At 61.3% G+C, this 23,434-nt stretch carries 22 protein-coding genes; 12 read left to right on the top strand and 10 right to left on the bottom strand.

Annotation, left to right across the window (positions count from 1 at the left end; all coding sequences use genetic code 11):
* The first annotated feature begins 33 nt into the window (after positions 1–33).
* Positions 34–921 carry a lysophospholipid acyltransferase gene (locus tag JMV15_RS23150; protein ID WP_014716285.1) on the top strand — a complete coding sequence of 296 codons (888 nt, stop codon included), beginning with the start codon at positions 34–36 and terminating at the stop codon, positions 919–921.
* A 131-nt stretch (positions 922–1,052) separates the two neighbouring features.
* Here the strand turns inward: JMV15_RS23150 and JMV15_RS23145 are convergent, their stop codons facing one another.
* From JMV15_RS23145 to def, 5 genes are all read right to left on the bottom strand, one after another.
* Positions 1,053–1,364 carry a tetratricopeptide repeat protein gene (locus tag JMV15_RS23145; RefSeq protein ID WP_014716286.1) on the bottom strand — a complete coding sequence of 104 codons (312 nt, stop codon included), beginning with the start codon at positions 1,362–1,364 and terminating at the stop codon, positions 1,053–1,055.
* 134 nt (positions 1,365–1,498) lie between these two features.
* Positions 1,499–2,872, bottom strand: a complete 1,374-nt coding sequence (trkA, locus tag JMV15_RS23140; protein WP_014716287.1) for a Trk system potassium transporter TrkA — start codon at positions 2,870–2,872, stop codon at positions 1,499–1,501.
* Positions 2,873–2,894: 22 nt separating this feature from the next.
* Entirely contained in the window at positions 2,895–4,205 is a 1,311-nt protein-coding gene (rsmB, locus tag JMV15_RS23135) for a 16S rRNA (cytosine(967)-C(5))-methyltransferase RsmB (protein WP_201491928.1), read from the bottom strand.
* Positions 4,202–5,155, bottom strand: coding sequence for a methionyl-tRNA formyltransferase (fmt, locus tag JMV15_RS23130; RefSeq protein ID WP_014716289.1), 954 nt, complete (start codon positions 5,153–5,155; stop codon positions 4,202–4,204). The genes rsmB and fmt overlap by 4 nt, the downstream gene beginning before the upstream one ends.
* A 69-nt stretch (positions 5,156–5,224) precedes the next feature.
* Complete coding sequence (def, locus tag JMV15_RS23125; protein WP_003187273.1) at positions 5,225–5,731, bottom strand: peptide deformylase; 507 nt, start codon at positions 5,729–5,731, stop codon at positions 5,225–5,227.
* Positions 5,732–5,866: 135 nt separating this feature from the next.
* Here def and JMV15_RS23120 point away from each other — a divergent pair, with 135 nt between their 5' ends.
* The 3 genes from JMV15_RS23120 (at position 5,867) to JMV15_RS23110 (ending at position 8,441) form a co-directional block, all read left to right on the top strand.
* Positions 5,867–6,643 (top strand): hypothetical protein, encoded by a 777-nt coding sequence (locus tag JMV15_RS23120; RefSeq protein ID WP_014716290.1) that lies wholly within the window; start codon positions 5,867–5,869, stop codon positions 6,641–6,643.
* A 63-nt stretch (positions 6,644–6,706) separates the two neighbouring features.
* A complete protein-coding gene (gene dprA / locus JMV15_RS23115; RefSeq protein ID WP_014716291.1) occupies positions 6,707–7,810 on the top strand; it encodes a DNA-processing protein DprA in 1,104 nt (367 codons plus the stop codon).
* A 73-nt stretch (positions 7,811–7,883) separates the two neighbouring features.
* On the top strand, positions 7,884–8,441 hold the full coding sequence (locus tag JMV15_RS23110) for an L-threonylcarbamoyladenylate synthase (RefSeq protein ID WP_014716292.1): 558 nt from the start codon (positions 7,884–7,886) through the stop codon (positions 8,439–8,441).
* 117 nt (positions 8,442–8,558) lie between these two features.
* Here the strand turns inward: JMV15_RS23110 and JMV15_RS23105 are convergent, their stop codons facing one another.
* On the bottom strand, positions 8,559–9,536 hold the full coding sequence (locus tag JMV15_RS23105) for a quinone oxidoreductase family protein (protein ID WP_014716293.1): 978 nt from the start codon (positions 9,534–9,536) through the stop codon (positions 8,559–8,561).
* A 178-nt stretch (positions 9,537–9,714) separates the two neighbouring features.
* Between JMV15_RS23105 and hemF the strand changes: the two genes are divergently transcribed.
* Entirely contained in the window at positions 9,715–10,647 is a 933-nt protein-coding gene (gene hemF / locus JMV15_RS23100) for an oxygen-dependent coproporphyrinogen oxidase (protein ID WP_014716294.1), read from the top strand.
* A complete protein-coding gene (gene aroE, locus JMV15_RS23095) occupies positions 10,647–11,465 on the top strand; it encodes a shikimate dehydrogenase (protein WP_014716295.1) in 819 nt (272 codons plus the stop codon). Before hemF ends, aroE begins: the two co-directional genes overlap by 1 nt.
* Positions 11,466–11,593: 128 nt before the next feature.
* Here the strand turns inward: aroE and JMV15_RS23090 are convergent, their stop codons facing one another.
* From JMV15_RS23090 to betC, 3 genes are all read right to left on the bottom strand, one after another.
* A complete protein-coding gene (locus JMV15_RS23090; protein WP_038448338.1) occupies positions 11,594–13,162 on the bottom strand; it encodes a SulP family inorganic anion transporter in 1,569 nt (522 codons plus the stop codon).
* Positions 13,163–13,384: 222 nt separating this feature from the next.
* Complete coding sequence (gene choX / locus JMV15_RS23085) at positions 13,385–14,299, bottom strand: choline ABC transporter substrate-binding protein (RefSeq protein WP_014716297.1); 915 nt, start codon at positions 14,297–14,299, stop codon at positions 13,385–13,387.
* Between the two features lie 18 nt (positions 14,300–14,317).
* Complete coding sequence (gene betC / locus JMV15_RS23080) at positions 14,318–15,832, bottom strand: choline-sulfatase (protein ID WP_038448340.1); 1,515 nt, start codon at positions 15,830–15,832, stop codon at positions 14,318–14,320.
* Positions 15,833–15,935: 103 nt separating this feature from the next.
* Between betC and JMV15_RS23075 the strand changes: the two genes are divergently transcribed.
* The 6 genes from JMV15_RS23075 (at position 15,936) to JMV15_RS23050 (ending at position 21,664) form a co-directional block, all read left to right on the top strand.
* Positions 15,936–16,886, top strand: a complete 951-nt coding sequence (locus tag JMV15_RS23075) for a choline sulfate utilization transcriptional regulator (RefSeq protein ID WP_038448342.1) — start codon at positions 15,936–15,938, stop codon at positions 16,884–16,886.
* Positions 16,887–16,916: 30 nt separating this feature from the next.
* A complete protein-coding gene (locus tag JMV15_RS23070; protein ID WP_014716300.1) occupies positions 16,917–17,243 on the top strand; it encodes a DOPA 4,5-dioxygenase family protein in 327 nt (108 codons plus the stop codon).
* 176 nt (positions 17,244–17,419) lie between these two features.
* On the top strand, positions 17,420–18,379 hold the full coding sequence (locus JMV15_RS23065) for a 2-dehydro-3-deoxygalactonokinase (RefSeq protein ID WP_038448344.1): 960 nt from the start codon (positions 17,420–17,422) through the stop codon (positions 18,377–18,379).
* Between the two features lies 1 nt (position 18,380).
* On the top strand, positions 18,381–19,001 hold the full coding sequence (locus JMV15_RS23060) for a 2-dehydro-3-deoxy-6-phosphogalactonate aldolase (protein WP_014716302.1): 621 nt from the start codon (positions 18,381–18,383) through the stop codon (positions 18,999–19,001).
* A gap of 48 nt (positions 19,002–19,049) precedes the next feature.
* Positions 19,050–20,198 carry a galactonate dehydratase gene (gene dgoD / locus JMV15_RS23055; protein ID WP_003187297.1) on the top strand — a complete coding sequence of 383 codons (1,149 nt, stop codon included), beginning with the start codon at positions 19,050–19,052 and terminating at the stop codon, positions 20,196–20,198.
* 161 nt (positions 20,199–20,359) lie between these two features.
* Entirely contained in the window at positions 20,360–21,664 is a 1,305-nt protein-coding gene (locus tag JMV15_RS23050) for an MFS transporter (RefSeq protein ID WP_038448346.1), read from the top strand.
* A gap of 32 nt (positions 21,665–21,696) precedes the next feature.
* On the opposite strand, the gene JMV15_RS23045 is transcribed toward JMV15_RS23050, so the two are convergent.
* Positions 21,697–23,355 (bottom strand): FAD-dependent oxidoreductase, encoded by a 1,659-nt coding sequence (locus JMV15_RS23045; protein ID WP_038448347.1) that lies wholly within the window; start codon positions 23,353–23,355, stop codon positions 21,697–21,699.
* Positions 23,356–23,434: the final 79 nt, after the last annotated feature.

Here is a 23,434-nt window from a genome sequence, read left to right as displayed (position 1 = left end):
GCTTTGCGCACCACACACGATCAGGAGTGACCTGTGGAAAAGTTTAAAGGCGCCTTGCTGGTAGGCGCTCTTCGGTTGTTTGCCCTGCTGCCCTGGCGCGCCGTACAAGCCGTCGGCACGGGGATCGGCTGGATCATGTGGAAAACCCCCAACCGTTCCCGCGATACCGTGCGGATCAACCTCTCCAAATGCTTCCCGGACATGGACCCTGCAGAACGCGAGCGCCTGGTGGGCCGCAGCCTGATGGACATCGGCAAGTCCCTCACCGAAAGCGCCTGCGCGTGGATCTGGCCGGCGCAGCGCTCCATCGACCTGGTCCGCGAAGTCGAGGGCTTGGAAGTGCTGCACGAGGCCCTGGCTTCTGGCAAAGGCGTGGTGGGCATCACCAGCCACCTGGGCAACTGGGAAGTGTTGAACCACTTCTATTGCAGCCAGTGCAAACCGATCATTTTCTATCGCCCGCCCAAGCTCAAGGCGGTGGACGAACTGCTGCGCAAACAACGCGTGCAGCTGGGCAACCGCGTGGCGGCTTCCACCAAGGAAGGCATTCTCAGCGTGATCAAGGAAGTGCGCAAAGGCGGCCAGGTGGGCATTCCTGCCGACCCGGAGCCGGCTGAGTCCGCCGGGATCTTCGTACCGTTTTTTGCCACCCAGGCGCTTACCAGCAAGTTCGTGCCGAACATGCTCGCGGGCCACAAGGCCGTTGGCGTATTCCTGCACGCCCTGCGCCTGCCGGACGGCTCGGGCTACAAGGTGATCCTGGAAGCGGCGCCGGAGGACATGTACAGCACCGACACCGCGACGTCCTGTGCGGCGATGAGCAAGGTAGTTGAGCGCTATGTAGGTGCTTACCCAAGCCAGTACATGTGGAGCATGAAACGCTTCAAGAAACGCCCGCCGGGTGAGGCGCGGTGGTACTGACTCACCGCTGACCTCCAGCCCAATGGAGATCAAATGTGGGAGCTGGCTTGCCTGCGATAGCATCACCTCGGAGTGCCTGATATACCGAGGTGTCTGCATCGCAGGCAAGCCAGCTCCCACAGGTGATCACCTCAGGTTTGGCGATCAAGTTTCTTCAGGAACACCGTCATTTCTTTTTCGGCCTGTTTGTCGCCATGGGCCTGGGCGGCTTCGATGCCCTTCTCCCATGCCAGGTGTGCTGCCGCGCGATCTTCCAATCCCAGCCGCGCCTTGCCCAACAACTTCCACGCCGCCGAATACTTCGGATCGAACTCGACGCATCGCTGCAAATGCTCGGCCGCCGTTGCGTTGTCCTTCAGGTCCAGATAACCCTTGCCCAGGCCAAAGCGCAGCAGCGAATTATCCACACCCTTGGCGAGCATTTTTTCCAGGGATTCGAGCATGACTGTGCGTCCTTTAGCTATATAGCGGTTTCGATATCGTCATCGCGGGCAAGCCCGCTCCCACACTTGGAACGCGATCACATGTGGGAGCGGGCTTGCCGCGATGGCGGCGGCAGGCTCACTCAAATTTTTAATCAGAAAAAGCTCAACCCCACGTGGAACAGCTTCTCCACATCGCGGATATGTTTCTTGTCCACAAGGAACAAAATCACGTGGTCTCCGGTGGCGATCACCGTGTCGTCGTGGGCAATGATCACTTCTTCATCGCGAATGATCGCGCCAATGGTGGTACCGGGCGGCAGGCCGATATCGCGGATCGCCTTGCCAATCACTTTGCTGGACTTGGAGTCACCGTGGGCAATCGCCTCGATGGCTTCCGCTGCGCCACGGCGCAACGAGTGCACGCTGACAATGTCGCCACGCCGTACGTGGGCGAGCAAGGTGCCAATGGTCGCCAACTGCGGGCTGATGGCAATGTCGATATCGCCGCCCTGGATCAGGTCGACATAGGCCGGGTTATTGATGATGGTCATCACCTTCTTCGCCCCCAGCCGCTTGGCCAGCAAGGACGACATGATATTGGCTTCATCATCGTTGGTCAGGGCCAGGAAGATATCGGCGTCGGCGATGTTTTCTTCCATCAGCAGGTCACGGTCCGAGGCGCTGCCTTGCAGTACAACAGTGCTGTCGAGGGTGTCGGACAAATGCCGGCACCGCGTCGGGCTCATCTCGATGATCTTCACCTGGTAGCGGCTTTCGATGGCTTCTGCCAAACGCTCGCCAATCTGCCCACCGCCGGCGATGACGATGCGTTTGTAGCTTTCGTCGAGCCTGCGCATTTCGCTCATGACCGCACGAATGTTCGCCTTGGCGGCGATGAAAAATACTTCGTCGTCAGCCTCGATCACCGTATCGCCCTGGGGCAGGATCGGCCGGTCACGGCGGAAAATCGCGGCGACGCGGGTTTCCACATTCGGCATGTGCTCACGCAGCTGGCGCAATTGCTGGCCAACCAGCGGCCCGCCGTAATAGGCCTTCACGGCTACCAGTTGCGCTTTGCCTTCAGCGAAGTCGATAACCTGTAGCGCACCTGGAATTTCGATCAGGCGCTTGATGTAGTGGGTCACCACCTGTTCCGGGCTGATCAGGACGTCTACCGGGATGGCGTCGTTGTCGAACAGCCCGGCGCGGGTCAGGTAAGCCGCTTCGCGCACCCGAGCGATCTTGGTCGGGGTGTGGAACAGGGTGTGGGCGACCTGGCAGGCGACCATGTTGGTCTCGTCGCTGTTGGTCACAGCCACCAGCATGTCGGCATCGTCGGCACCGGCCTGGCGCAGCACCGTCGGAAACGACGCGCGGCCTTGCACCGTACGAATGTCCAGGCGGTCGCCCAGGTTGCGCAAGCGCTCGGCATCGGTGTCGACCACGGTGATGTCGTTGGCTTCACCGGCCAAATGTTCGGCCAGCGTGCCACCCACCTGCCCTGCTCCAAGGATGATGATTTTCATCCGGTCACTCCCTTAAAACCATTCAGCCGCGCGCGGCGGCAATCTTGATCAGTTTGGCGTAGTAGAAGCCATCGTGCCCGCCTTCCTGCGCGAGCAGTTGGCGGCCGTGGGGCTGCTTGATGCCGGCGCTGGTGGCGAGGTCCAGTTCGCGCGCGCCGCTGGTGCGGGCGAGGAAGGCTTGGATGACCTCGGTATTTTCGGTGGGCAGCGTGGAGCAGGTGGCGTAAAGCAGGATGCCGCCCACTTCCAGGGTTGGCCACAGCGCGTCGAGCAGTTCGCCTTGCAACACCGCCAGGGCGGCGATGTCGTCGGGCTGGCGGGTCAGCTTGATGTCCGGGTGCCGACGGATCACACCGGTGGCGGAGCAAGGAGCGTCCAGCAGGATGCGCTGGAATGGCTTGCCGTCCCACCACGTCGCGGTGTCGCGGCCGTCGGCGGCGATCAGGTCGGCGCTGAGGCCCAGGCGTGCAAGGTTTTCCCGCACGCGCACCAGGCGCTTGGCCTCAAGGTCCACAGCCACCACACCGGCCAGGTCTTTTTCAACCTCAAGGATGTGACACGTCTTACCGCCTGGCGCGCAGCAGGCGTCGAGTACGCGCTGGCCGGGGGCCAAATCGAGCAGATCGGCAGCCAATTGCGCGGCCTCGTCCTGCACGCTGATCCAGCCTTGAGCAAAGCCCGGCAGGCTGCGCACATCGGCGGCGGCTTCCAGCACGATACCGTCCGTGCTGTACACGCACGGGGTGGGGTTGATGGCCGCGTCGGCGAGTAATTGCAGGTATGCATCCCGGCTGTGGTGGCGACGGTTGACCCGCAGGATCATCGGCGGGTGCGCGTTGTTGGCCGCGCAGATAGCCTCCCATTGCTCGGGCCAAAAGGCCTTCAGGGATTTTTGCAGCCAGCGCGGGTGGGCGGTGCGCACCACCGGATCATGTTCCAGCTCGGCCAACAGCGTTTCGCTTTCACGCTGGGCGCGGCGCAGCACGGCATTGAGCAGGGCCTTGGCCCAGGGTTTTTTCAGCTTGTCGGCGCAGCCGACGGTTTCACCAATGGCGGCGTGGGCGGGCACGCGGGTGTAGAGCAACTGGTAGAGACCCACCAGCAACAGCGCCTCGACATCCGCGTCCGCCGTTTTGAACGGTTTTTGCAGCAGCTTGGCGGCCAACGCAGACAACCGTGGCTGCCAACGGGCGGTGCCAAAGGCCAGGTCCTGCGTAAACCCCCGATCGCGGTCTTCAACCTTATCCAACTGCGTGGGCAATGAACTGTTCAGCGAAGCCTTGCCGTTGAGCACGGCGGCGAGAGCCTTGGCGGCGGCCAGACGTGGGTTCATTGAGTGACCACTCCAAGCGTGGTGCCCAGGGCGAATTTCTCACGACGACTGTTGAACAAATCACTGAAGTTCAGCGCCTTGCCGCCGGGCAATTGCAGACGCGTCAGGCACAGCGCCTGTTCACCGCAAGCCACCAACAGGCCGTCTTTGCTGGCGCCGATGATCTCGCCGGGAGCGCCTGCACCATCGGCCAGGGTCGCGGCCAACACTTTCAAAGCCTCGCCGTTCAGAGTGCTGTGGCAGATCGGCCACGGGTTGAAGGCACGTACCAGGCGCTCAAGCTCCACGGCTGGGCGGCTCCAGTCGATGCGTGCTTCGTCTTTGTTCAATTTGTGCGCGTAGGTGGCCAGGCTGTCGTCCTGTACCTCGCCTTCCAGTGTGCCGGCAGCCAGGCCGGCGATGGCCTGGATCACGGCGGGCGGCCCCAGTTCAGCGAGGCGGTCGTGCAGGCTGCCGCCGGTGTCTTGGGCGGTGATCGGTGTGGTGACTTTGAGCAGCATCGGCCCGGTATCCAGGCCGGCTTCCATGCGCATCACGGTCACGCCGCTCTCGCTGTCGCCTGCTTCAACGGCACGTTGAATGGGCGCCGCACCGCGCCAGCGGGGCAGCAGTGAAGCATGACTGTTGATGCAACCCAGGCGCGGTATATCCAGCACAGCCTGAGGCAGGATCAAACCGTAAGCCACCACCACCAGCAGGTCCGGCTTCAGCGCGGCCAGTTCGGCCTGGGCGTCGGCGTTACGCAGGGTCGGCGGTTGCAGCACCGGAATGTTGTGCTCCAGTGCTAATTGCTTGACCGGGCTCGGCATCAGTTTTTGCCCGCGACCGGCCGGGCGATCCGGCTGGGTGTACACCGCGACGATGTCATAAGGGCTGGCAAGCAGCGCCTTGAGGTGTTCGGCGGCAAATTCAGGAGTGCCGGCAAAAACAATGCGCAATGGCTCGGTCATGGGAGTTCTCGGTTAAAAACAGTCACAAAAGAAAAAGGCTTGCCGCAGCAAGCCTTTGGAAGAAGGGCATCAAGCTTGCTGGCGATGCTTTTTTTCCAGCTTTTTCTTGATCCTGTCCCGCTTGAGCGTGGACAGGTAATCGACAAACAGTTTGCCGTTGAGGTGGTCGCATTCATGCTGGATGCACACCGCCAACAGACCTTCGGCAATCAGCTCAAACGGCTTGCCGTCACGGTCCAGCGCCTTGATCTTCACGCGCAGCGGGCGTTCAACGTTTTCGTAGAACTCCGGCACCGACAGGCAGCCTTCCTGGTATTCGCCCATCTCTTCGGTCAGCGGTTCGAACTCAGGGTTGATGTACACCCGAGGTTCGCTGCGATCTTCCGACAGGTCCATGACCACGACACGCAGGTGCACGTTGACCTGGGTAGCGGCGAGGCCGATGCCCGGGGCTTCATACATTGTTTCAAACATGTCATCGACCAACTGACGAACCTTGTCGTCCACTACGGCCACCGGCTTGGCGATCGTGCGCAGGCGCGAGTCGGGAAATTCGAGGATGTTCAAAATAGCCATAAGCGTAATTGCTGCACATGTGAGGAAGAGACAAATCGGCGGTGGGATGGACCCATACGGCCGGTGTGAAACGCTCGGAAGCCGCGAAGGCTATGGCATTTCACGCGAACGCACATAATAAAGGAGATTCACCCCATGAGGAAATCGCTACTCGTCTTGCTGCTGTGGGCCCCGTTCGCCACGGCATTGATTGTGCAACCCACTGAGCGTCTGGATCAGGCCGCGCAACAGGCCATTCAGCATTTTTTACTGCACAACCGTATTTTTGACTCCCCCCACGACCTGGACAACGCGCCTTATATTATTGCGGCTCAAGGCGGGCGCGTGCTGGGTGCCAACGACGAGCGTGTGCATGCGCGCGGGCATCTGGACCCGGCCCAGCCCAGCTACGGGATCTTTCGGCGGGGCAAGGCCTACACCGACCCCGTTACCCAGGAATTACTCGGCATCAATGCCGACGACATCGGCACTGCGCGCTTTGTGCTTGCCGACAGCCTCACCACCTTGGCAGTGCAACGGGTGACCCAGGAAATTCGCCCGGGTGACCGTTTGTTGCGCGCCGAGCCTCCCGTTGCTTTGGCTAGCCTGGAACCCTGCAAACCCGCACCCTTGATTACAGGGCACATCATCGACATCCCCAAGGGCGTCACGCAGATTGGCGTGCTCGATGCTGTGACCCTGAACAAGGGCCGCCGCGATGGCCTGATGGAAGGCCAGCTGCTGACGGTGATCAAGGCTGGCGCCACCGTGCGAGACGCCCTCACCGGTACGCCCACGCCGCTCCCGGATGAGCGAGCGGGCACCCTGCTGGTGTTTCGCACCTACGAAAAGCTCAGCTATGCCCTGGTGCTCAGTGCTTCAAGGTCGTTGGCCGTGCAAGACCGTTTCGAGACGGCTCAACAAGCGCAATAAATAGCCTGCTAAATAAGTTACCAACAGAGTTATCCACAGCTTGTTCCGGTCAAGGATGATCATATGAATCCGATAAACAGTAGCGATATTTCCCCGGCAGAGCTGGAAGCCCGGCTACGCTTGCACAGGCTGCCAGAACTGGGGCCCAAGCGTTTTCACGTGTTGATCGAAGCCTTTGGTTGCGCTTCCAAGGCCCTGAGTGCTCCCGCCAGCGCCTGGCGTTCCCTCGGTTTGCCCGCCGTCAGTGCCGAGGCCCGACGTAGCCCCAAAGTCCGTGACGGTGCCAGTGAGGCGTTGGCCTGGCTGGCGCGCCCGGCCCAGCATTTGCTGATGTGGGACCAACCAGAGTACCCGGCGTTGCTCGCGCAGATCGACGATGCGCCGCCGTTGTTATTCGTGGCGGGCGACCCCGGTATTCTGGAAAAACCACAGTTGGCCATGGTCGGAAGCCGGCGTGCCTCTCGCCCAGGTATGGACACGGCAGCGGCCTTTTCCCGCAGCCTGGCGAGCGCCGGTTTTGTCATCACCAGTGGGCTGGCGGTGGGCATTGACGGCGCAGCGCACCAGGCGGCATTGGACGTGGGCGGCCATACCATCGGCGTGCTTGGCACTGGCCTGGAAAATTTTTATCCACAGCGCCATCGCAAGCTTGCTGCGGCGATGATCGCCCAAGGCAGCGCCGTGGTTTCCGAGTTTCCGCTGGATACCGCGCCCCAGGCCGGTAATTTCCCACGGCGCAACCGGATTATCAGCGGGTTGTCGTTAGGCGTGCTGGTGGTGGAGGCCAGTATGTCCAGCGGCTCGCTGATCACCGCACGCCTGGCGGCGGAGCAAGGGCGTGAGGTGTACGCGATTCCGGGTTCCATCCACCACCCCGCCGCCAAGGGCTGTCATCAACTGATCCGTGATGGCGCGGTGCTGGTGGAAACCATCGAGCACATTCTTGAAGGCCTGCGCGGTTGGCAGCGGTTGCCCCCTGCTGCGCCGGTGCCCGTGACCCATCCGCTGGTGGCGCTGCTGCACGCGGCACCGCATAGCAGCGAAGCCTTGGCGATTGCCAGCGGCCGGCCGTTGTCCCAAGTGCTGGCCACCCTGACGGAGCTGGAGTTGGAGGGCCAGGTGATTTGCGAAAGCGGGCGCTGGCTGGCGCGGTGTCGGCTTTTGTAGTGGACGTTTTTGGCGCTAGGTTTTGTAACGAAGATCGGTAAACTGCCCAGAGCTTTAGTCCGGAGAGTAAACAATGGTCAACAGGTGGCGTGTGCTGGAAGCCGCACGGGAAATTCGCGCAGGCGCGGTGATCGCCTATCCGACCGAAGCGGTCTGGGGCCTGGGCTGCGACCCGTGGAACGAAGAAGCAGTGGATCGGCTGCTGGCGATCAAGAACCGCTCGGTCGACAAAGGCCTGATCCTGGTGGCGGACAATATTCGTCAGTTCGACTTTCTGTTTGAAGATTTCCCGGACACATGGATCGAACGCATGGCCAGCACCTGGCCAGGGCCGAATACCTGGCTGGTGCCCCATCAAGACTTGCTGCCCGAATGGGTCACGGGTGTGCATGACACCGTAGCGCTGCGGGTCAGTGATCATCCGTTGGTGAGAGATTTGTGCGCCGAGGTCGGCCCGTTGATTTCCACCTCGGCCAACCCACAGGGCCGCCCGGCAGCCCGCACGCGGATTCGCGTGGAGCAGTATTTTCGCGGGCAAGTGGACCTGGTGTTGGGCGGCGCCTTGGGTGGGCGCAAGAACCCGAGCCTGATTCGGGACCTGGTGACGGGTGATGTGGTGCGCCCGTCCTGAGACCGAGGTGCAGCTCGTTCCCACGCTCTGCGTGGGAACGCCGCATTGGACGCTCTGCGTCCGCTTGTGACGCAGAGCGTCACGGTATGCATTCCCACGCAGAGCGTGGGTACGATCTTAAGGCAGCAGGATGGTCGATCCAGTCGTGCGCCGCCCCGACAACTCCGTCTGCGCTTTGGCCGCCTCTGCCAGCGAGTAGCGCTGGTTGATATCAATGCGCACCTTGCCACTTTTGATCATCGAAAACAGATCGTCCGCCATCGCCTGCAAGTTCGCCGGGTTGTTCGCGTAGGTCGCCAAAGTAGGCCGGGTCACGTACAGCGATCCTTTCGCCGACAGAATCCCCAGGTTCACCCCATCCACTGCACCCGACGCATTGCCGAAGCTCACCAACAAGCCCCGCGGTGACACGCTGTCGAGCGAGGTCAGCCAGGTGTCTTTGCCGACGCCGTCATATACCACCGGGCACTTCTTGCCGTCAGTCAATTCCAGTACGCGTTGTGCGACATCCTCCTTGCTGTAGTCGATGGTTTCCCAGGCGCCCAGCGATTTGGCCAAAGCGGCTTTTTCCGGGGAGCTGACCGTACCGATCAACTTCACGCCCAGGGCCTTGGCCCATTGGCAGGCCAGGGAACCCACGCCACCGGCGGCGGCGTGGAACAAAATGGTTTCACCGCCTTTGAGCTCATAGGTCTGGCGCAACAGGTATTGCACGGTCAGGCCTTTGAGCATGGCACCGGCGGCCTGTTCAAAGCTGATCTCATCCGGTAGGTGCACCAGGTTGGCGGCAGGCAACACATGCAGCTCGCTGTAGGCACCCAGCGGACCGCTGCCGTAGGCCACGCGGTCGCCAACTTTGAATTGGCTGACTTCACTGCCCACCGCGTCCACCACGCCAGCGCCTTCCGCACCCAGGCCCGATGGCAGGGCGGGCGGCGCGTAGAGACCACTGCGGAAATAGGTGTCGATGAAGTTCAGGCCGATAGCTTCGTTGCGCACCCGAACCTGCTGTGGGCCAGGCTCCGCTGGCGTGTAGTCCACATATTCAAGTACTTCGGGGCCGCCATGGGCGCTGAACTGGATACGTTTGGCCATCTGCACTTCTCCTTGGGTTCGAATCTGCGTAGCCCCCTATCGGACTCCTAAGCTTGATCTTCGTCAACTGCTGCGCACCTAAGTGCAGTGGCATGTAGGCGCAGTGGTATCCTGTGCGCCCATTTGCCGCCGACGCCCCATGGGCCTCGCGTAGCTTTGCCCGATTCAAGGTGATGCCATGACTACCCGCACCGAGGCCGTTAAAGCCTACCTGCTTGACCTGCAAGACCGCATTTGCAGCGCCCTGGAAACCTTCGAGACGGACACTCGCTTTATCGAAGACGCCTGGACCCGGCCAGCCGGCGGTGGCGGTCGTACCCGTGTGATGGAAAACGGTTCGGTGATCGAAAAAGGCGGTGTCAACTTTTCCCACGTGTTCGGCAGCGGTCTGCCCCCGTCTGCCAGTGCCCATCGCCCTGAACTGGCGGGCCGTGGGTTTGAGGCCCTGGGTGTGTCGCTGGTGATCCATCCGCATAACCCTCATGTACCGACTTCCCACGCCAATGTGCGGTTTTTCATCGCTGAAAAAGAAGGTGAAGAACCGGTGTGGTGGTTCGGTGGTGGCTTCGATCTCACCCCGTATTACGGCAATGAAGAAGACTGCATTCACTGGCACCGCGTGGCCGAGCAGGCCTGTGCACCGTTTGGCCCGGACGTGTACTCCCGCTACAAGGCCTGGTGTGACACCTACTTCCACATCAAGCACCGCAACGAGCCCCGTGGCATCGGTGGGCTGTTCTTCGATGACTTGAACGAGTGGGGCTTTGACACCTGCTTCGCCTTCATCCGCGCCATCGGCGATGCCTACATCGATGCCTATCTGCCGATTGTGCAGCGTCGCAAGGCCATGGCGTACACCGAGCAACAACGCCAGTTCCAGGAGTTCCGCCGGGGCCGCTACGTTGAGTTCAACCTGGTCTATGACCGTGGCACCCTGTTCGGCCTGCAATCGGGCGGGCGTACGGAGTCGATCCTGATGTCGCTGCCACCTCAGGTACGCTGGAGCTACGACTGGAAGGCCGAAGCCGGCAGCGAAGAGGCGCGCCTCACCGACTACTTCCTGCAAGACCGTGACTGGCTCGGCGTTGCCGCGCCCAAGGCGGCGGTGTGATGGACCGTTATGTGGTGTTCGGCAACCCCATCGGCCATAGCAAGTCGCCGCTGATTCATCGTCTGTTCGCCGCCCAGACCGGCGAGCAACTGGACTACAGCACGATGCTCGCGCCGTTGGAGGACTTCACCGCCTGTGCCCGTGAGTTTTTCCAACAGGGCCGTGGCGCCAACGTGACCGTGCCGTTCAAGGAAGAGGCCTATCGCTTGGCCAATACCCTGACCGAACGTGCCCAGCGCGCCGGCGCCGTGAACACCTTGAGCAAACTGGCTGACGGCACGTTGTTGGGCGACAACACCGACGGCGCGGGCCTGGTGCGCGACTTGACGGTCAACGCCGGGCTGAGCCTGCAAGGCAAACGCATTCTGTTGTTGGGCGCCGGTGGTGCGGTACGCGGTGCGCTGGAGCCGTTGCTGGCGCAGCAACCCTCGTCGTTGATCATCGCCAACCGCACCGTGGAAAAGGCCGAGCGGCTGGCTGAGCTGTTCGATGACCTGGGCCCGGTGTCTGCCAGTGGTTTCGACTGGTTGCGTGAGCCGGTGGACGTGATCATCAATGCCACGTCGGCCAGCCTGTCAGGCGATGTACCGCCGATTGCCGGCAGTCTGATCGAGCCGGGCAAGACCTTCTGCTACGACATGATGTACGCCAAGGAACCCACTGCATTCTGCCGCTGGGCGAGCGAGCAAGGCGCGGCGGTGGCGATGGATGGCCTGGGCATGCTGGTGGAGCAAGCGGCGGAAGCCTTCTTGCTGTGGCGCGGCGTGCGTCCGGATTCGGGCCCCGTACTGGCCGAACTGCGCCGGCAATTGGCCTGATCCCACACGCTGATGTGGGCACACTTAATGTGGGAGCTGGCTTGCCTGCGATAGCAATAGGTCAGTTACCCATGTGCTGGCTGATCCACCGCTATCGCAGGCAAGCCAGCTCCCACAGTTGATCGGGTTTAATCTTCGAAATGGAGGGGGCAGTTATCCGGCCCCTCCAGCTTCATCAATTCCTCGACCACCTGCGGCCTGGCCCCACGCAACGTCAAGCTACGGCCCAACCCCGCCAATCGCCGCGCCTCCTGGTGCAGCATCTCCACCCCGGAATAGTCGATAAAGTTGATCTGCTGCGCCTCGATCACCACCCGCTCACCCTGCAGACGTTGCAGGCGCACTTGCAGGTAATGGCTGGCGCCAAAAAAGATCGAGCCGCCCACCCGCAACACATCCGCTTCACCGTCGCGCCAGTGTTGCACCCGTGGCTGCGAGGTGCGCTTGAGATAGAAAAACAGCGACGCCAGTACCCCGGCATAGATCGCCGTTTGCAGCTCCAGCAACAAGGTGGCGACACAGGTCAGGCTCATCACCACAAATTCGGCGCGGCTGACCCGGAACAGCGCACGAATGCCGCGGTGGTCCACCAGGCCCCAGCAGATCAGCAGGATGCTCGCCGCCATGCTCGGGATCGGAATATGCGCAATCAACGTTGCGCCAAATAACGCGAATATCGCCACCCACAGGGCCGAAAAAACCCCCGCCAATGGCGAACAGGCACCCGCCTCATAACTGAGGCCCGAGCGGGTGAACGATCCGGCTGACAGGTATCCGGAAAAAAATCCGCCCACGATGTTGGATAAACCCTGGGCGCGTACTTCCTGGTTGGCGTCGAGCAGTTGTTGCGAGCGGGCGGACAGCGAACGGGCAATCGACAGGCTGGTCACCAACCCCAGCATTCCCACCGCCACGGCACTGGGCAGCAGGCGCAGCACCAGATCCAGATCCATCGGCAACGGGCTGAACGGCGGCAGTTTGCCAATAAACGAACTGACCCGTGCCACATGCCCGAACATCGCCGGCAACAGCCATGCCGCCAGGCTGCCCAACACCAAGGCGATCAACAATGTCGGCCAACGTGGCACGAGGTACTTGAGCAGCATACCTGCCAGCAATGTACCCAGCCCCAGGGCCAGGGACGCGTGGTCCCACTCGCCACGATGGTCGATCAGCGCCAGCAGGCCATTGATAGCCGTGGCCTGGCTCGGTAAATCCAAGCCGAGCAGGTTGGGCAATTGCCCCAAGGCGATCACTACGGCGGCACCCAGGGTGAAACCCAGCACCACCGAATGGGAGACAAAGTTCACCAACGCGCCGAAGCGCAGCAGGCCGAGCAACCATTGGAATACCCCGGCGAGGAAGGTCAGCAACAGGATGAGGGTGATGTAGTCCTGGGAGCCTGGCACGGCCAGTGGGCTGATGCTGGCGTAAAGCACGATGGAGATGGCGGCCGTGGGCCCGCAGATCAGGTGCCAGGACGAGCCCCACAGGCAGGCGATCAATACTGGGATGATGGCTGCGTAGAGCCCATATTCGGGTGGGAGACCGGCGATGAGTGCGTAGGCAATCGACTGCGGCAGCGCAAGCACAGCGCCGCTGAGGCCGACGATCGCGTCCCGGCCGACGCTGGCGCGGGTTTGGCGCGGCAGCCAGCGCAGGAAAGGCAAGAGTGTATGGCGGTTGGGCCGGGGCATCGCAGGCTCGGATAAAGGGTTTTGGCAAGAGTATCAATATGCATGTGTACCTGTGGGAGCTGGCTTGCCTGCGATGCTGGCGCCTCGGTGTGAGAGGCATACCGGGGTGATGCTATCGCAGGCAAGCCAGCTCCCACGGGGTCGCCGGCAAGCGTCAGAGTTGATCGTTCCCACGCTCTGCGTGGGAATGCTGCTCGGGACGCTCTGCGTCCGATTTTAACGTCAGAGTTTGGCTTTTACCGCCGGCAACGCCTCCTGGCCGTCCAGGGTTTTCACCCCCTCCAGCCACTGGTCCAGGACCGCCGGGTTGGCCTTGATCCACGTCTTCGCCGCCTGCGCATTGCTGACCTTGTTGTTCGCCACGTCAGCCATGATGCTGTTCTCCATGGCCTGGGTAAAACTCAGGTTGGTCAGCAGTTTGCCGACATTGGGGCACGCTTGTGCGTAACCCTTGCGAGTCAAGGTATAGACGCTGCCGGTGGCACCAAAGTACTGCTCGCCGCCCTTGAGGTAGCGCATTTTCAGTTGCACGTTCATCGGGTGCGGGGTCCAGCCGAGAAAGGTGATGAAACGCTGTTTCTTCACCGCTCGCGAGACCTCTGCGAGCATCGCCTGTTCGCTGGACTCGATCAGCTTCCACTGCCCCAGGTCGAAATCATTTTTCTTGATGATCTCCTGCAACGAGATATTGGCTGGTGCGCCGGAGCCGATGCCGTAGATCTTCTTGTCGAACTTGTCGGCAAATGTGTTCAGGTCGGCAAAGTCATGCACCCCGGCGTCCCACACATAGTCCGGCACGGCGAGGGTGAACTCGGTGCCCTCCAGGTTCTTCGCCAGTTGCACCACATCGCCGTTGGCCACGAACTTGTCGTAGAAGCCCTGCTGCGCCGGCATCCAGTTGCCGAGGAAGACATCCACCTGGCCGTCCTTGAGCCCGCCGAAGGTAATCGGCACCGCCAGGGTGTCGACCTTGGGTTGATAGCCCATGCCCGTCAGCAGGAAACTGGTGATAGCGTTGGTGGCGGCAATATCGCTCCAGCCTGGATCGGCCATCTTTACCGTTTCGCAGCGAGTGTCTGCGTACACCTGGGCGCTGCTGAGCACCACCAAACTCAGTACCACGGTCAACTTTTGCATGGCCTTCCCTCTGTCTACTTATTGGTTTTGGCAGGGTTGTGGAAAACGTGCTTTGCGCTCCAGGTCATCAAGGTCGATATGGTTGCGCATGTACTGCTGACTGGCGTCTACCAGTGGCTGGTGATCCCAGCTCTTGAGCTTGCCTTGGGTCAGCGCTTCAAACACCAGGCGGCGACGGCGTTGGCTGGCGAGCACCTGTTGATGGATCGCCGGGATGTCCCATTTAGCCCGCGCTTCACGCAAGAACGCCTCGAACAATGGCCGATGTTCAGCTGACTGGCTGAGGTTTTCCTGCTCGCTCGGGTCGTTATGCACATCGAACAATAGGCAAGGATCGTCCTCGCTGTAGATGAATTTGTAGGCGCCCCGGCGAATCATCATCAATGGGCTGACGGTGCCTTCGGCCATGTATTCGCCAAACACTTCGTCATGCCCGCCCTGCCCCTGCAAGTGCGCGACCAGCGAGCGGCCGTCCAGCGGCAAGTGCGGATCCAGTTCGCCTCCGGCCAATTCCACCAGGGTCGGCAACAAGTCGGCGGTCGACACGGCCTGGGCGACGCGGCCAGCGGCGAACTGCCCCGGCGCACTGATCAGCAGCGGCACGCGGGCGGCCATTTCAAACCAGTGCATTTTGTACCAGAGGCCGTGCTCGCCAAGCATGTCGCCGTGGTCGCCAGAGAAAATGATCAGGGTGTCGTCGGCCAGGCCGGTGTCTTCCAGGGTCTGCAGCAGCTTGCCGACGTTGCTGTCGATGTAGCTGCAGGCACCGAAGTAGGCGCGGCGGGCGTCGCGAATTTTATCCACAGGCAGCGGTTTGTCCCACAAGTCATAAACCTTGAGCAGCCGCTGGGAATGCGGGTCGAGATCGGCCTGGGGCGGCGTCGCGGGCATTGGGATCTCGGTGTCGGCGTAGAGGTCCCAGAACGGCTTGGGAATGGTGTAAGGGTCGTGGGGATGAGTCATCGACACGGTCAGGCAGAACGGCTGGTCGCCCGGCTCGCGGATGTGGTCGAACAGATATTGCTGGGCCTTGAACACCACCTCTTCGTCGAAATCCAGCTGGTTGGTGCGTACACACGGACCGGCTTGCAGCACCGAGGACATGTTGTGATACCAGGTAGGGCGTACGTCTGGCTCATCCCAGTTCACCGCCCAGCCGTAGTCGGCGGGGTAGATGTCGCTGGTCAGGCGTTCCTCATAGCCGTGCAACTGGTCGGGGCCGCAGAAGTGCATCTTGCCCGACAGTGCGGTGCGGTAGCCCAGGCGGCGCAAGTAGTGGGCATAGGTCGGCACGTCGGCGGGGAAATCGGCGGCGTTGTCGTAGGCGCCGATCTTGCTCGGCAACTGGCCGCTGACCAAGGTGAAGCGCGACGGTGCGCACAACGGGCTGTTGCAATAGGCAGCGTCGAACACCACGCCTTGTGCCGCCAGGCGGCTGAGGTTGGGCAGCTTGATCGGGGAAGGCCCGTAGAACGGCAGCATCGGCGCGGCCATCTGATCGGCCATGATGAAAAGAATATTCTTGCGCTTCATGGTTTCTCGGCATTCCATAGGCAGTGTTTATGCCAATGAGCATGCGGGCCTTAAATTATGGGGTAAAGCCCATGCACAGCAATGACTAGGATAAGTTGAGCTTATGTATGAAGCGTTGGGTGGCCTCTCTCTCGATTTGCTGCGCGCCTTTGAGGCGGCGGCGCGTCATCGCAGTTTCACCGCGGCCGCGATGGAGCTGGGTACCACCCAACCGGCGGTCAGCCAGCAAATCAAACGCCTTGAAGAGCAACTGGCGATCCGCCTGTTTGATCGCATTTACCGCGGCATCGAACTGACCGACGCTGGCGCCCTGCTGTTCGAGCATGTGCAAGGCGGCCTGCAGAACATCAATCAGGGCCTCGGCGCCATCACTCAACAAAGCCAGCATGAAGTGCTGCAAGTCGCCACCGACTTTGCCTTCGCCGCCTATTGGCTGATGCCACGCCTGCATCGCTTTCACCAGGCCAACCCGCAGGTGGATGTCAGCCTGGTCACCAGTGAGCGCAACCACGCCACGCTGCGCAGCGATATTGATGTGGCGGTGCTGTTTGGCGATGGCCGTTTCAAGCAGGGCGAAAGCCTGTGGTTGTTCAATGAGGAAGTGTTCCCGGTGTGCAGCCCGCAGTGGCTCAAGGAGCAGGTCGCGCCCCTGACGGTGCAGACCTTGCAAGACTGCCCGTTGCTGCACCTGCGCCAGGAAAACAACAGCCAGTGGTTCGACTGGAATGGCGTGTTCCGTGAATTGGGTATCACGGCTGCGCCGACCCCTGGGCAATTGCGCTTTGACAACTACACCTTGCTGATCCAGGCCGCGATTGCCGGCCAGGGCGTCGCCATCGGCTGGCGCCACCTGGTGGATAACCTGCTGGAGCAGAATTGGCTGTGCCGGCCGATCAGCCACACGGTGACGTCGCGCTTGGGCTATTACGTGGTGCAGCCCCAGCGCAAACGCCGTGGGCAGTTGGTGGACCGATTTGTCGAGTGGCTGGTGGCGGAACAGGCCAGCAGTGCGCAGTCGTTGACCGGGCTGGCCCTGCCGTCGATTGCGGTCTAGGATCGGCGCACAGTGGAACCGGAGTCTGCCATGCAACGTATCAAGGGCTACCACGCCCATATCTACTTCGATGCCAGCACGATCGAGCAGGCGCGCACGCTCTGTGAAGACGCCGCCAAGTTGTTCCCGCTGCGCATGGGCCGCGTGCACGAGCGGCCCGTGGGCCCGCACCCGGATTGGAGTTGCCAGTTGGCGTTCGAGCCGGAATATATCGGCGTGGTGTTGCCGTGGCTGGCGCTGCATCGCAATGGTCTGGTGGTGTTCCTGCACCCTGAAACCGGTGACGACCTCAAGGACCACACCGATTACGCCATCTGGATGGGTGCGATGCGCGAACTGGACCTGTCTATTTTTTAGCCTTTCCTACCCGATAATCCTGCGTCTTTCCCTAAGTAAAAACAGGATGAGTTGTAGAATTAATCTTGTCTTGTCTCATTATATGGGATTGATATTTATATATTGAGATATTCCGCGCCCTAGGTTTATATTCGCCCATCTGCTTTTTTCAGCACCCACTCATTTCAGGTGAAGCGATGCAGGCGCAATTGATCGCGCTCGATTGGGGGACCAGCTCCCTTCGTGCTTACAAACTCGGCCCCGCGGGGGTTGTGCTGGAACAGCGCTCGCTGGCTACGGGCATCATGCATTTGCCCACAGCGTCCCGGGAAATAGCCGGTGTGCTGTGCACCGATGGCTTTGAACTGGCGTTCGATAGCGCCTGTGGCGATTGGCTTGATGCCCAGCCCGAGCTGCCGGTGATCGCTTGCGGCATGGTCGGCAGCGCACAGGGTTGGAGCGAGGCGGCCTATCGCAGCACGCCCGTGGATGTCGCCAGTCTCGGCCAGGCGTTGCATGGCATACGCAGCCTGCGCGGGGTGCAGGTGCATATCGTGCCGGGGGTGATCGAGCAAGTGGGTCTGCCTAATGTCATGCGTGGCGAAGAAACCCAAGTGCTCGGCGTACTGCAAGGGCTAGGGCCCCAGGTGTTGATCGGCCTGCCCGGCAGCCATTCCAAATGGGTCGAGGTGGTGGAAGGCCGCATTACCCATTTCGATACCTTCATGACTGGCGAAGTGTTTGCGGTGTTGAGCAAGCACAGCATCCTGGGGCGTACCCAGCAGGCGAGCGAGCAGTTCCAGGCCGAGGCGTTTGATCGAGGCGTGCGCGTGGCGCTGTCCAACGATGGTCAGCGTGGCGTACTTTCGACCCTGTTCAGTGCCCGTACCCTTGGGCTGACCGCGCAGCTGGCGCCCGACCAGCAACCCGATTACCTGTCTGGCCTGCTCATCGGCCATGAGCTCGCCGGCTTGCCAGATTCGGCCAAACATCAGCCGATCATCCTGGTCGGCGCTGCTGCACTTTGCGCCCGCTATCAACGCGCCCTCGCCCTTTGCGGATTTGCCCACGTCAGCCTGGCGCAAGAAGCCACTGAGCGTGGCCTGTGGCAACTGGCGCAAGCCGCCGGGCTCATTCGACCTGTACTGGAGGCCTGACATGCTCAAGCAAGCACTCGCACAAAACGGTTTGATCGCCATCCTGCGCGGCCTACGCCCCGACGAAGCCCAGGCGGTCGGCCAGGTGCTGTACGACGCGGGGTTTCGCGTGATCGAAGTGCCGCTCAACTCGCCAGACCCTTACACCAGCATCCGCATCCTGCGCGACAGCTTGCCCGCCGATTGCCTGATCGGTGCCGGCACGGTGTTGACGCCTGAGCAGGTCGAACAGGTCAAGGCCGCCGGAGGCCAGGTGATCGTCATGCCCCACAGCGATGCCAAGGTGCTGCGTGCCGCCAAAGCGGCGGGCCTGTACTTGTCGCCTGGGGTAGCCACGCCTACCGAAGCCTTTGCCGCACTGGCCGAAGGCGCCGATGTGTTGAAGCTGTTCCCGGCCGAGCAGATGGGCCCTTCAGTGATCAAGGCATGGCTGGCGGTATTGCCGGCGGGCACATTGCTGCTGCCGGTGGGCGGCATCACCCCGGACAACATGCAGGTGTTTACCGACGCCGGCGCCAAGGGCTTCGGATTGGGTTCCGGGCTGTTCAAGCCGGGCATGACAGTGGATCAGGTTGCGAGCCGTGCCCAGGCTTATGTCGCCGCCTGGAAAGCCCTCGGCTGAGAGCATATTCCGCGCCCACAGGCGCTGCATCTATAAGAGAGACAAGAGATGAAAATCACCAAACTGACGACCTTTATCGTTCCGCCGCGCTGGTGCTTCCTCAAGGTCGAAACCGACCAGGGTGTGACCGGCTGGGGCGAGCCGGTGGTCGAGGGCCGCGCTCACACGGTGGCCGCCGCCGTCGAAGAACTGTCCGACTACCTGATCGGCAAAGACCCACGCAATATCGAAGATATCTGGACCGTGCTCTATCGCGGCGGCTTCTACCGAGGCGGCGCGGTGCACATGAGCGCCCTCGCCGGTATCGACCAAGCGTTGTGGGACATCAAGGGCAAAGCCCTCGGTGTGTCGGTCAGCGATCTGCTGGGCGGCCAGGTGCGTGACAAAATTCGCGTGTACTCATGGATCGGCGGTGACCGCCCCGCCGACACCGCCCGTGCTGCCAAAGAGGCCGTAGCGCGTGGCTTCACGGCGGTAAAAATGAACGGCACCGAAGAATTGCAGTTCGTCGACAGCTTCGAAAAAGTCGACCTGGCCCTGGCCAACGTCGCTGCCGTGCGCGATGCGGTCGGCCCTAACGTGGGTATCGGCGTCGACTTCCATGGCCGCGTGCACAAGCCGATGGCCAAGGTGCTGATGAAAGAGCTCGACCCATACAAACTGATGTTCATTGAAGAGCCGGTGCTGAGCGAAAACTACGAAGCACTGAAAGAACTGGCGCCGCTGACCAGTACGCCGATCGCCCTGGGCGAGCGCCTGTTCTCGCGCTGGGATTTCAAGCGGGTGCTCAGCGAAGGCTACGTCGACATCATTCAGCCGGACGCCTCCCACGCCGGTGGGATTACCGAAACCCGCAAGATCGCCAACATGGCCGAAGCCTACGACGTGGCCTTGGCCCTGCACTGCCCGCTGGGCCCGATTGCCTTGGCGGCATGCCTGCAACTGGATGCGGTTTGCTACAACGCGTTTATTCAGGAGCAGAGCCTGGGTATTCACTACAACGAAAGCAACGATCTGCTCGACTATGTGCGTGATCCAGGCGTATTCGACTATGACCAGGGCTTTGTGAAGATCCCCAACGGCCCAGGTCTGGGCATTGAGATCAACGAGGAGTATGTGGTTGAGCGCGCGGCCATCGGCCATCGCTGGCGCAATCCGATCTGGCGCCATGCCGATGGCAGCTTTGCCGAGTGGTGATTTCCACTTGATTGAAACGCGCTAAAAATGTGGGAGCTGGCTTGCCTGCGATGGCGGTGGGCCAGTCACCGCAGCGGTGCCATTCATGCCGCCATCGCAGGCAAGCCAGCTCCCACATTGAGCGCGTTCCTTCCTCAACAAATATAAAAAGAGGCACCCCCATGCACCCTGAATCCCTCACCGGGCAGGCTTCTTTAGTCACGCCTAGCAGAAAGCGCTTTTTCATCATGGTGCTGCTGTTCATCACCGTGGTCATCAACTACCTCGACCGTAGCAACCTGTCGATTGCCGCGCCCGCGCTGACCAGCGAGCTGGGGATCGACCCGGTGCAAGTCGGGCTGATTTTCTCTGCCTTCGGCTGGACGTACGCGGCCATGCAAATCCCGGGTGGCTGGCTGGTAGATCGGGTGCCGCCGCGCATTCTCTACACGGCCGCCCTGCTGCTGTGGTCGATTGCCACCGTGATGCTAGGTTTCGCCGCCAGCTTTATCGCGCTGTTCGTGCTGCGCATGGCCGTGGGCGCGTTGGAGGCGCCGGCCTATCCCATCAACAGCCGTGTGGTCACCACCTGGTTTCCCGAGCGCGAGCGTGCCACGGCTATCGGCGTCTATACCTCCGGGCAATTCGTCGGCCTGGCGTTCCTCACTCCGGTACTGGCGTGGCTGCAGCACCAGTACGGCTGGCACATGGTGTTTGTGGTGACCGGGGGCGTCGGCATCCTGTGGGCGGCGATCTGGTACGCGGTGTACCGCGAGCCCAAGGATTTCAAAGGCGTCAACGAAGCCGAAGTCCAACTGATCCGCGACGGTGGCGGGCTGGTGGACATGCAGGCTAAAACCGTCAAGGCACCCTTCAGTTGGACCGACCTCGGCATCGTGCTGAGCAAGCGCAAGCTGTGGGGCATCTACCTGGGCCAGTTTTGCCTGAACTCCACGCTGTGGTTCTTCCTGACCTGGTTCCCGACGTACCTGGTGAAATATCGCGGCATGGACTTTATCCAGTCTGGCTTGCTGGCCTCCTTGCCGTTCCTGGCCGCGTTTGTGGGCGTGCTGTGTTCGGGGGTGTTTTCCGATTGGCTGATTCGGCGTGGGGCGTCAGTGGGCTTTGCGCGCAAGTTACCGATCATCAGCGGGCTGCTGATTTCCACGGCGATCATCGGGGCCAACTACGTGGAATCGACGGGGTGGGTCATCGCGTTTCTGGCGGTGGCGTTTTTCGGCAATGGCCTGGCGTCGATCACCTGGTCGTTGGTGTCGACCTTGGCGCCTGCCCGTCTGCTGGGGCTGACCGGCGGGGTGTTCAACTTCATTGGCAACCTGGCGGCGATTGCCACACCTATCGTGATTGGCTTTCTGGCCAGTGGCTCATCGTTTGCGCCGGCCATCACCTATATCGCGGTCTTGGCGTTGCTCGGTGCGCTTTCCTACATATTGCTGGTCGGCAAAGTCGAGCGGATCGAGCTGTAAAAAGGGCGACCTTCGGGTCGCCTTTTTTTGTTCTACGGCACCGACATCTCGTTGCGAAATATATTGTGCGGGTCCCAGCGCTGCTTGGTACGGCGCAAGCGGCTTTCGATCATCAGATCGGGAAAGAAGATTTTGTACCACTGGGGGTTTTTGCCGTTGGCCGGGTTACCTCCTTTGTAAGTCATGTCAAGGTCGGGATAATTGATGTAGCAGCCTTCGAACGCATCGTTGAGCGGCACGCCTTGAGCGTCGGCAAACGCGTTGAAGTACAGCCCCCGGATCCAGTCAGCATGGACTTGGTCCGCAGCGGCGCTGTCGCCGTGCCAGTAACATTGGGGTTGCCACTTGAGGAAGGACGACCGCTGGGCGGCCGACGACTCCTTGCGTACGGGCGCACTGGCGGCGTTGATCTGGCCGCCGAAGGACTGGATCTGGATCAGGCTTTGTGTCAGGTGGTTGTCTGGGTCTGGCCAGGTCAAGGCCCGCCAGATGGCCTCTAATACGTGAGGGCTGAATCCACCTTTCTGATAGGCCGATTTGTAGCGCCCACGCTGATTGTCTCCCGAACCATTCAATGTTTGCTGGCACGCCAGCCAATCCAGGCGCCGCGCCGCAGCCTGGGCGGATGACACTGAGTCGATGGGGCGCCCGCCGGCTGTGCCAGGCGGCAAATGGACCACATGAAACGGCACCAGCGACTCGGTGGCAGGTAAGCCGATGGCCGTGAGCATCTTGTCGACAAAATCATCGAAGGGCGCAAGGTCGTTCAGCTCACCCTCCTTGTCCACATAATGGATGCCCAGGGTGATATTGCCTGTGTGCTCGTGGCGCATTTCCAGTTTGGTCGCCAGGCCCCAGGTGTCCGGGTTGTTCTGATGGCTGGCAAACCATAGCTGGTAAGCCGCCAGCAGATTGTTCAGTGCATCCTGGGTCAGTACTGACCAATCCCATTCCAACACCAGCCACAGTACTTCTTTGGGGGCCGGTGGCAGGTCTTCGAAGTAATAGCTGGTGATAATGCCGAATTGCCCACCCCCCGCACCGCAGCAGGCGGCGAACAGGTCCAATTCGTCCTGTTGCGTGCTGTCCCGGCTGACATGGCGCGGTTCGAGCCCTTTGCCTTGGCTGTCAGGCACCAGGATATCGACCCCGCTGAGCCAGTCACACACCAGTCCATACTTGCGCGACAGCAGCCCGTAGCCGCCACCACAAATGTGCCCGCCCAGGCCCACTGAGTAACATGAGCCGCCGGGCAGGGTCTTGTTGGCTTGCTTGTACAACGCGCTATAGCTGTCCCAGGCCTGGCTGCCGGCCTCGAGGCGAAAGCGGTAGCGAAAGGGCTGCGTGGGATTCAGCTCGGAACCGATCTGGCCGCTGGCATCGTAGACCACTCGGTTCAGCGCGCTGATATCCAGGATCGATAGCACCTCATGCGGGCTGTCGGGCATCTTGTTGGCGACAAACCCTTCGTAGCAATGACCGCCGCTGCGTACGGTGATGCGCCCATTGGGCAGGGCCAATGCCTGGGCGGCGGCGTCCATGATGTCTTGCGGGCTGCGGCACAGGTAAATCAGATTGGCGCCCTTGGTCGACGACTGGCCCTGCACGTTTCCCAAGGGCCAGCGCAGGTTGAAGCCTTTTTGTAGGGCTGAGTGACGACGGTCTGAAACCGTGACGAGATCAAATGCCATGATGTACTCCTTAAAGAGACAAGAATGACTTCTGATGCGGCTAACTTAACGACCGAGGGGCAAGGACTGCAGGACTTGC

The sequence above is a fragment of the Pseudomonas paracarnis genome (genome assembly GCF_904063055.1).
In the GTDB taxonomy this organism is placed as follows: Bacteria; Pseudomonadota; Gammaproteobacteria; order Pseudomonadales; family Pseudomonadaceae; genus Aquipseudomonas; species Aquipseudomonas paracarnis.
Note: the sequence above shows the minus strand (reverse complement) of the source record. Positions and strands in the feature narration are given on the sequence as shown.

What these genes read in the sequence shown, in the direction of transcription:
- JMV15_RS23145 (WP_014716286.1), bottom strand. Translation starts at nt 1,364, where the DNA reads ATGCTCGAATCCCTGGAAAAAATGCTCGCCAAGGGTGTGGATAATTCG.
- trkA (WP_014716287.1), bottom strand. Translation starts at nt 2,872, where the DNA reads ATGAAAATCATCATCCTTGGAGCAGGGCAGGTGGGTGGCACGCTGGCC.
- rsmB (WP_201491928.1), bottom strand. Translation starts at nt 4,205, where the DNA reads ATGAACCCACGTCTGGCCGCCGCCAAGGCTCTCGCCGCCGTGCTCAAC.
- fmt (WP_014716289.1), bottom strand. Translation starts at nt 5,155, where the DNA reads ATGACCGAGCCATTGCGCATTGTTTTTGCCGGCACTCCTGAATTTGCC.
- def (WP_003187273.1), bottom strand. Translation starts at nt 5,731, where the DNA reads ATGGCTATTTTGAACATCCTCGAATTTCCCGACTCGCGCCTGCGCACG.
- JMV15_RS23120 (WP_014716290.1), top strand. Translation starts at nt 5,867, where the DNA reads ATGAGGAAATCGCTACTCGTCTTGCTGCTGTGGGCCCCGTTCGCCACG.
- dprA (WP_014716291.1), top strand. Translation starts at nt 6,707, where the DNA reads ATGAATCCGATAAACAGTAGCGATATTTCCCCGGCAGAGCTGGAAGCC.
- JMV15_RS23110 (WP_014716292.1), top strand. Translation starts at nt 7,884, where the DNA reads ATGGTCAACAGGTGGCGTGTGCTGGAAGCCGCACGGGAAATTCGCGCA.
- JMV15_RS23105 (WP_014716293.1), bottom strand. Translation starts at nt 9,536, where the DNA reads ATGGCCAAACGTATCCAGTTCAGCGCCCATGGCGGCCCCGAAGTACTT.
- hemF (WP_014716294.1), top strand. Translation starts at nt 9,715, where the DNA reads ATGACTACCCGCACCGAGGCCGTTAAAGCCTACCTGCTTGACCTGCAA.
- aroE (WP_014716295.1), top strand. Translation starts at nt 10,647, where the DNA reads ATGGACCGTTATGTGGTGTTCGGCAACCCCATCGGCCATAGCAAGTCG.
- JMV15_RS23090 (WP_038448338.1), bottom strand. Translation starts at nt 13,162, where the DNA reads ATGCCCCGGCCCAACCGCCATACACTCTTGCCTTTCCTGCGCTGGCTG.
- choX (WP_014716297.1), bottom strand. Translation starts at nt 14,299, where the DNA reads ATGCAAAAGTTGACCGTGGTACTGAGTTTGGTGGTGCTCAGCAGCGCC.
- betC (WP_038448340.1), bottom strand. Translation starts at nt 15,832, where the DNA reads ATGAAGCGCAAGAATATTCTTTTCATCATGGCCGATCAGATGGCCGCG.
- JMV15_RS23075 (WP_038448342.1), top strand. Translation starts at nt 15,936, where the DNA reads ATGTATGAAGCGTTGGGTGGCCTCTCTCTCGATTTGCTGCGCGCCTTT.
- JMV15_RS23070 (WP_014716300.1), top strand. Translation starts at nt 16,917, where the DNA reads ATGCAACGTATCAAGGGCTACCACGCCCATATCTACTTCGATGCCAGC.
- JMV15_RS23065 (WP_038448344.1), top strand. Translation starts at nt 17,420, where the DNA reads ATGCAGGCGCAATTGATCGCGCTCGATTGGGGGACCAGCTCCCTTCGT.
- JMV15_RS23060 (WP_014716302.1), top strand. Translation starts at nt 18,381, where the DNA reads ATGCTCAAGCAAGCACTCGCACAAAACGGTTTGATCGCCATCCTGCGC.
- dgoD (WP_003187297.1), top strand. Translation starts at nt 19,050, where the DNA reads ATGAAAATCACCAAACTGACGACCTTTATCGTTCCGCCGCGCTGGTGC.
- JMV15_RS23050 (WP_038448346.1), top strand. Translation starts at nt 20,360, where the DNA reads ATGCACCCTGAATCCCTCACCGGGCAGGCTTCTTTAGTCACGCCTAGC.
- JMV15_RS23045 (WP_038448347.1), bottom strand. Translation starts at nt 23,355, where the DNA reads ATGGCATTTGATCTCGTCACGGTTTCAGACCGTCGTCACTCAGCCCTA.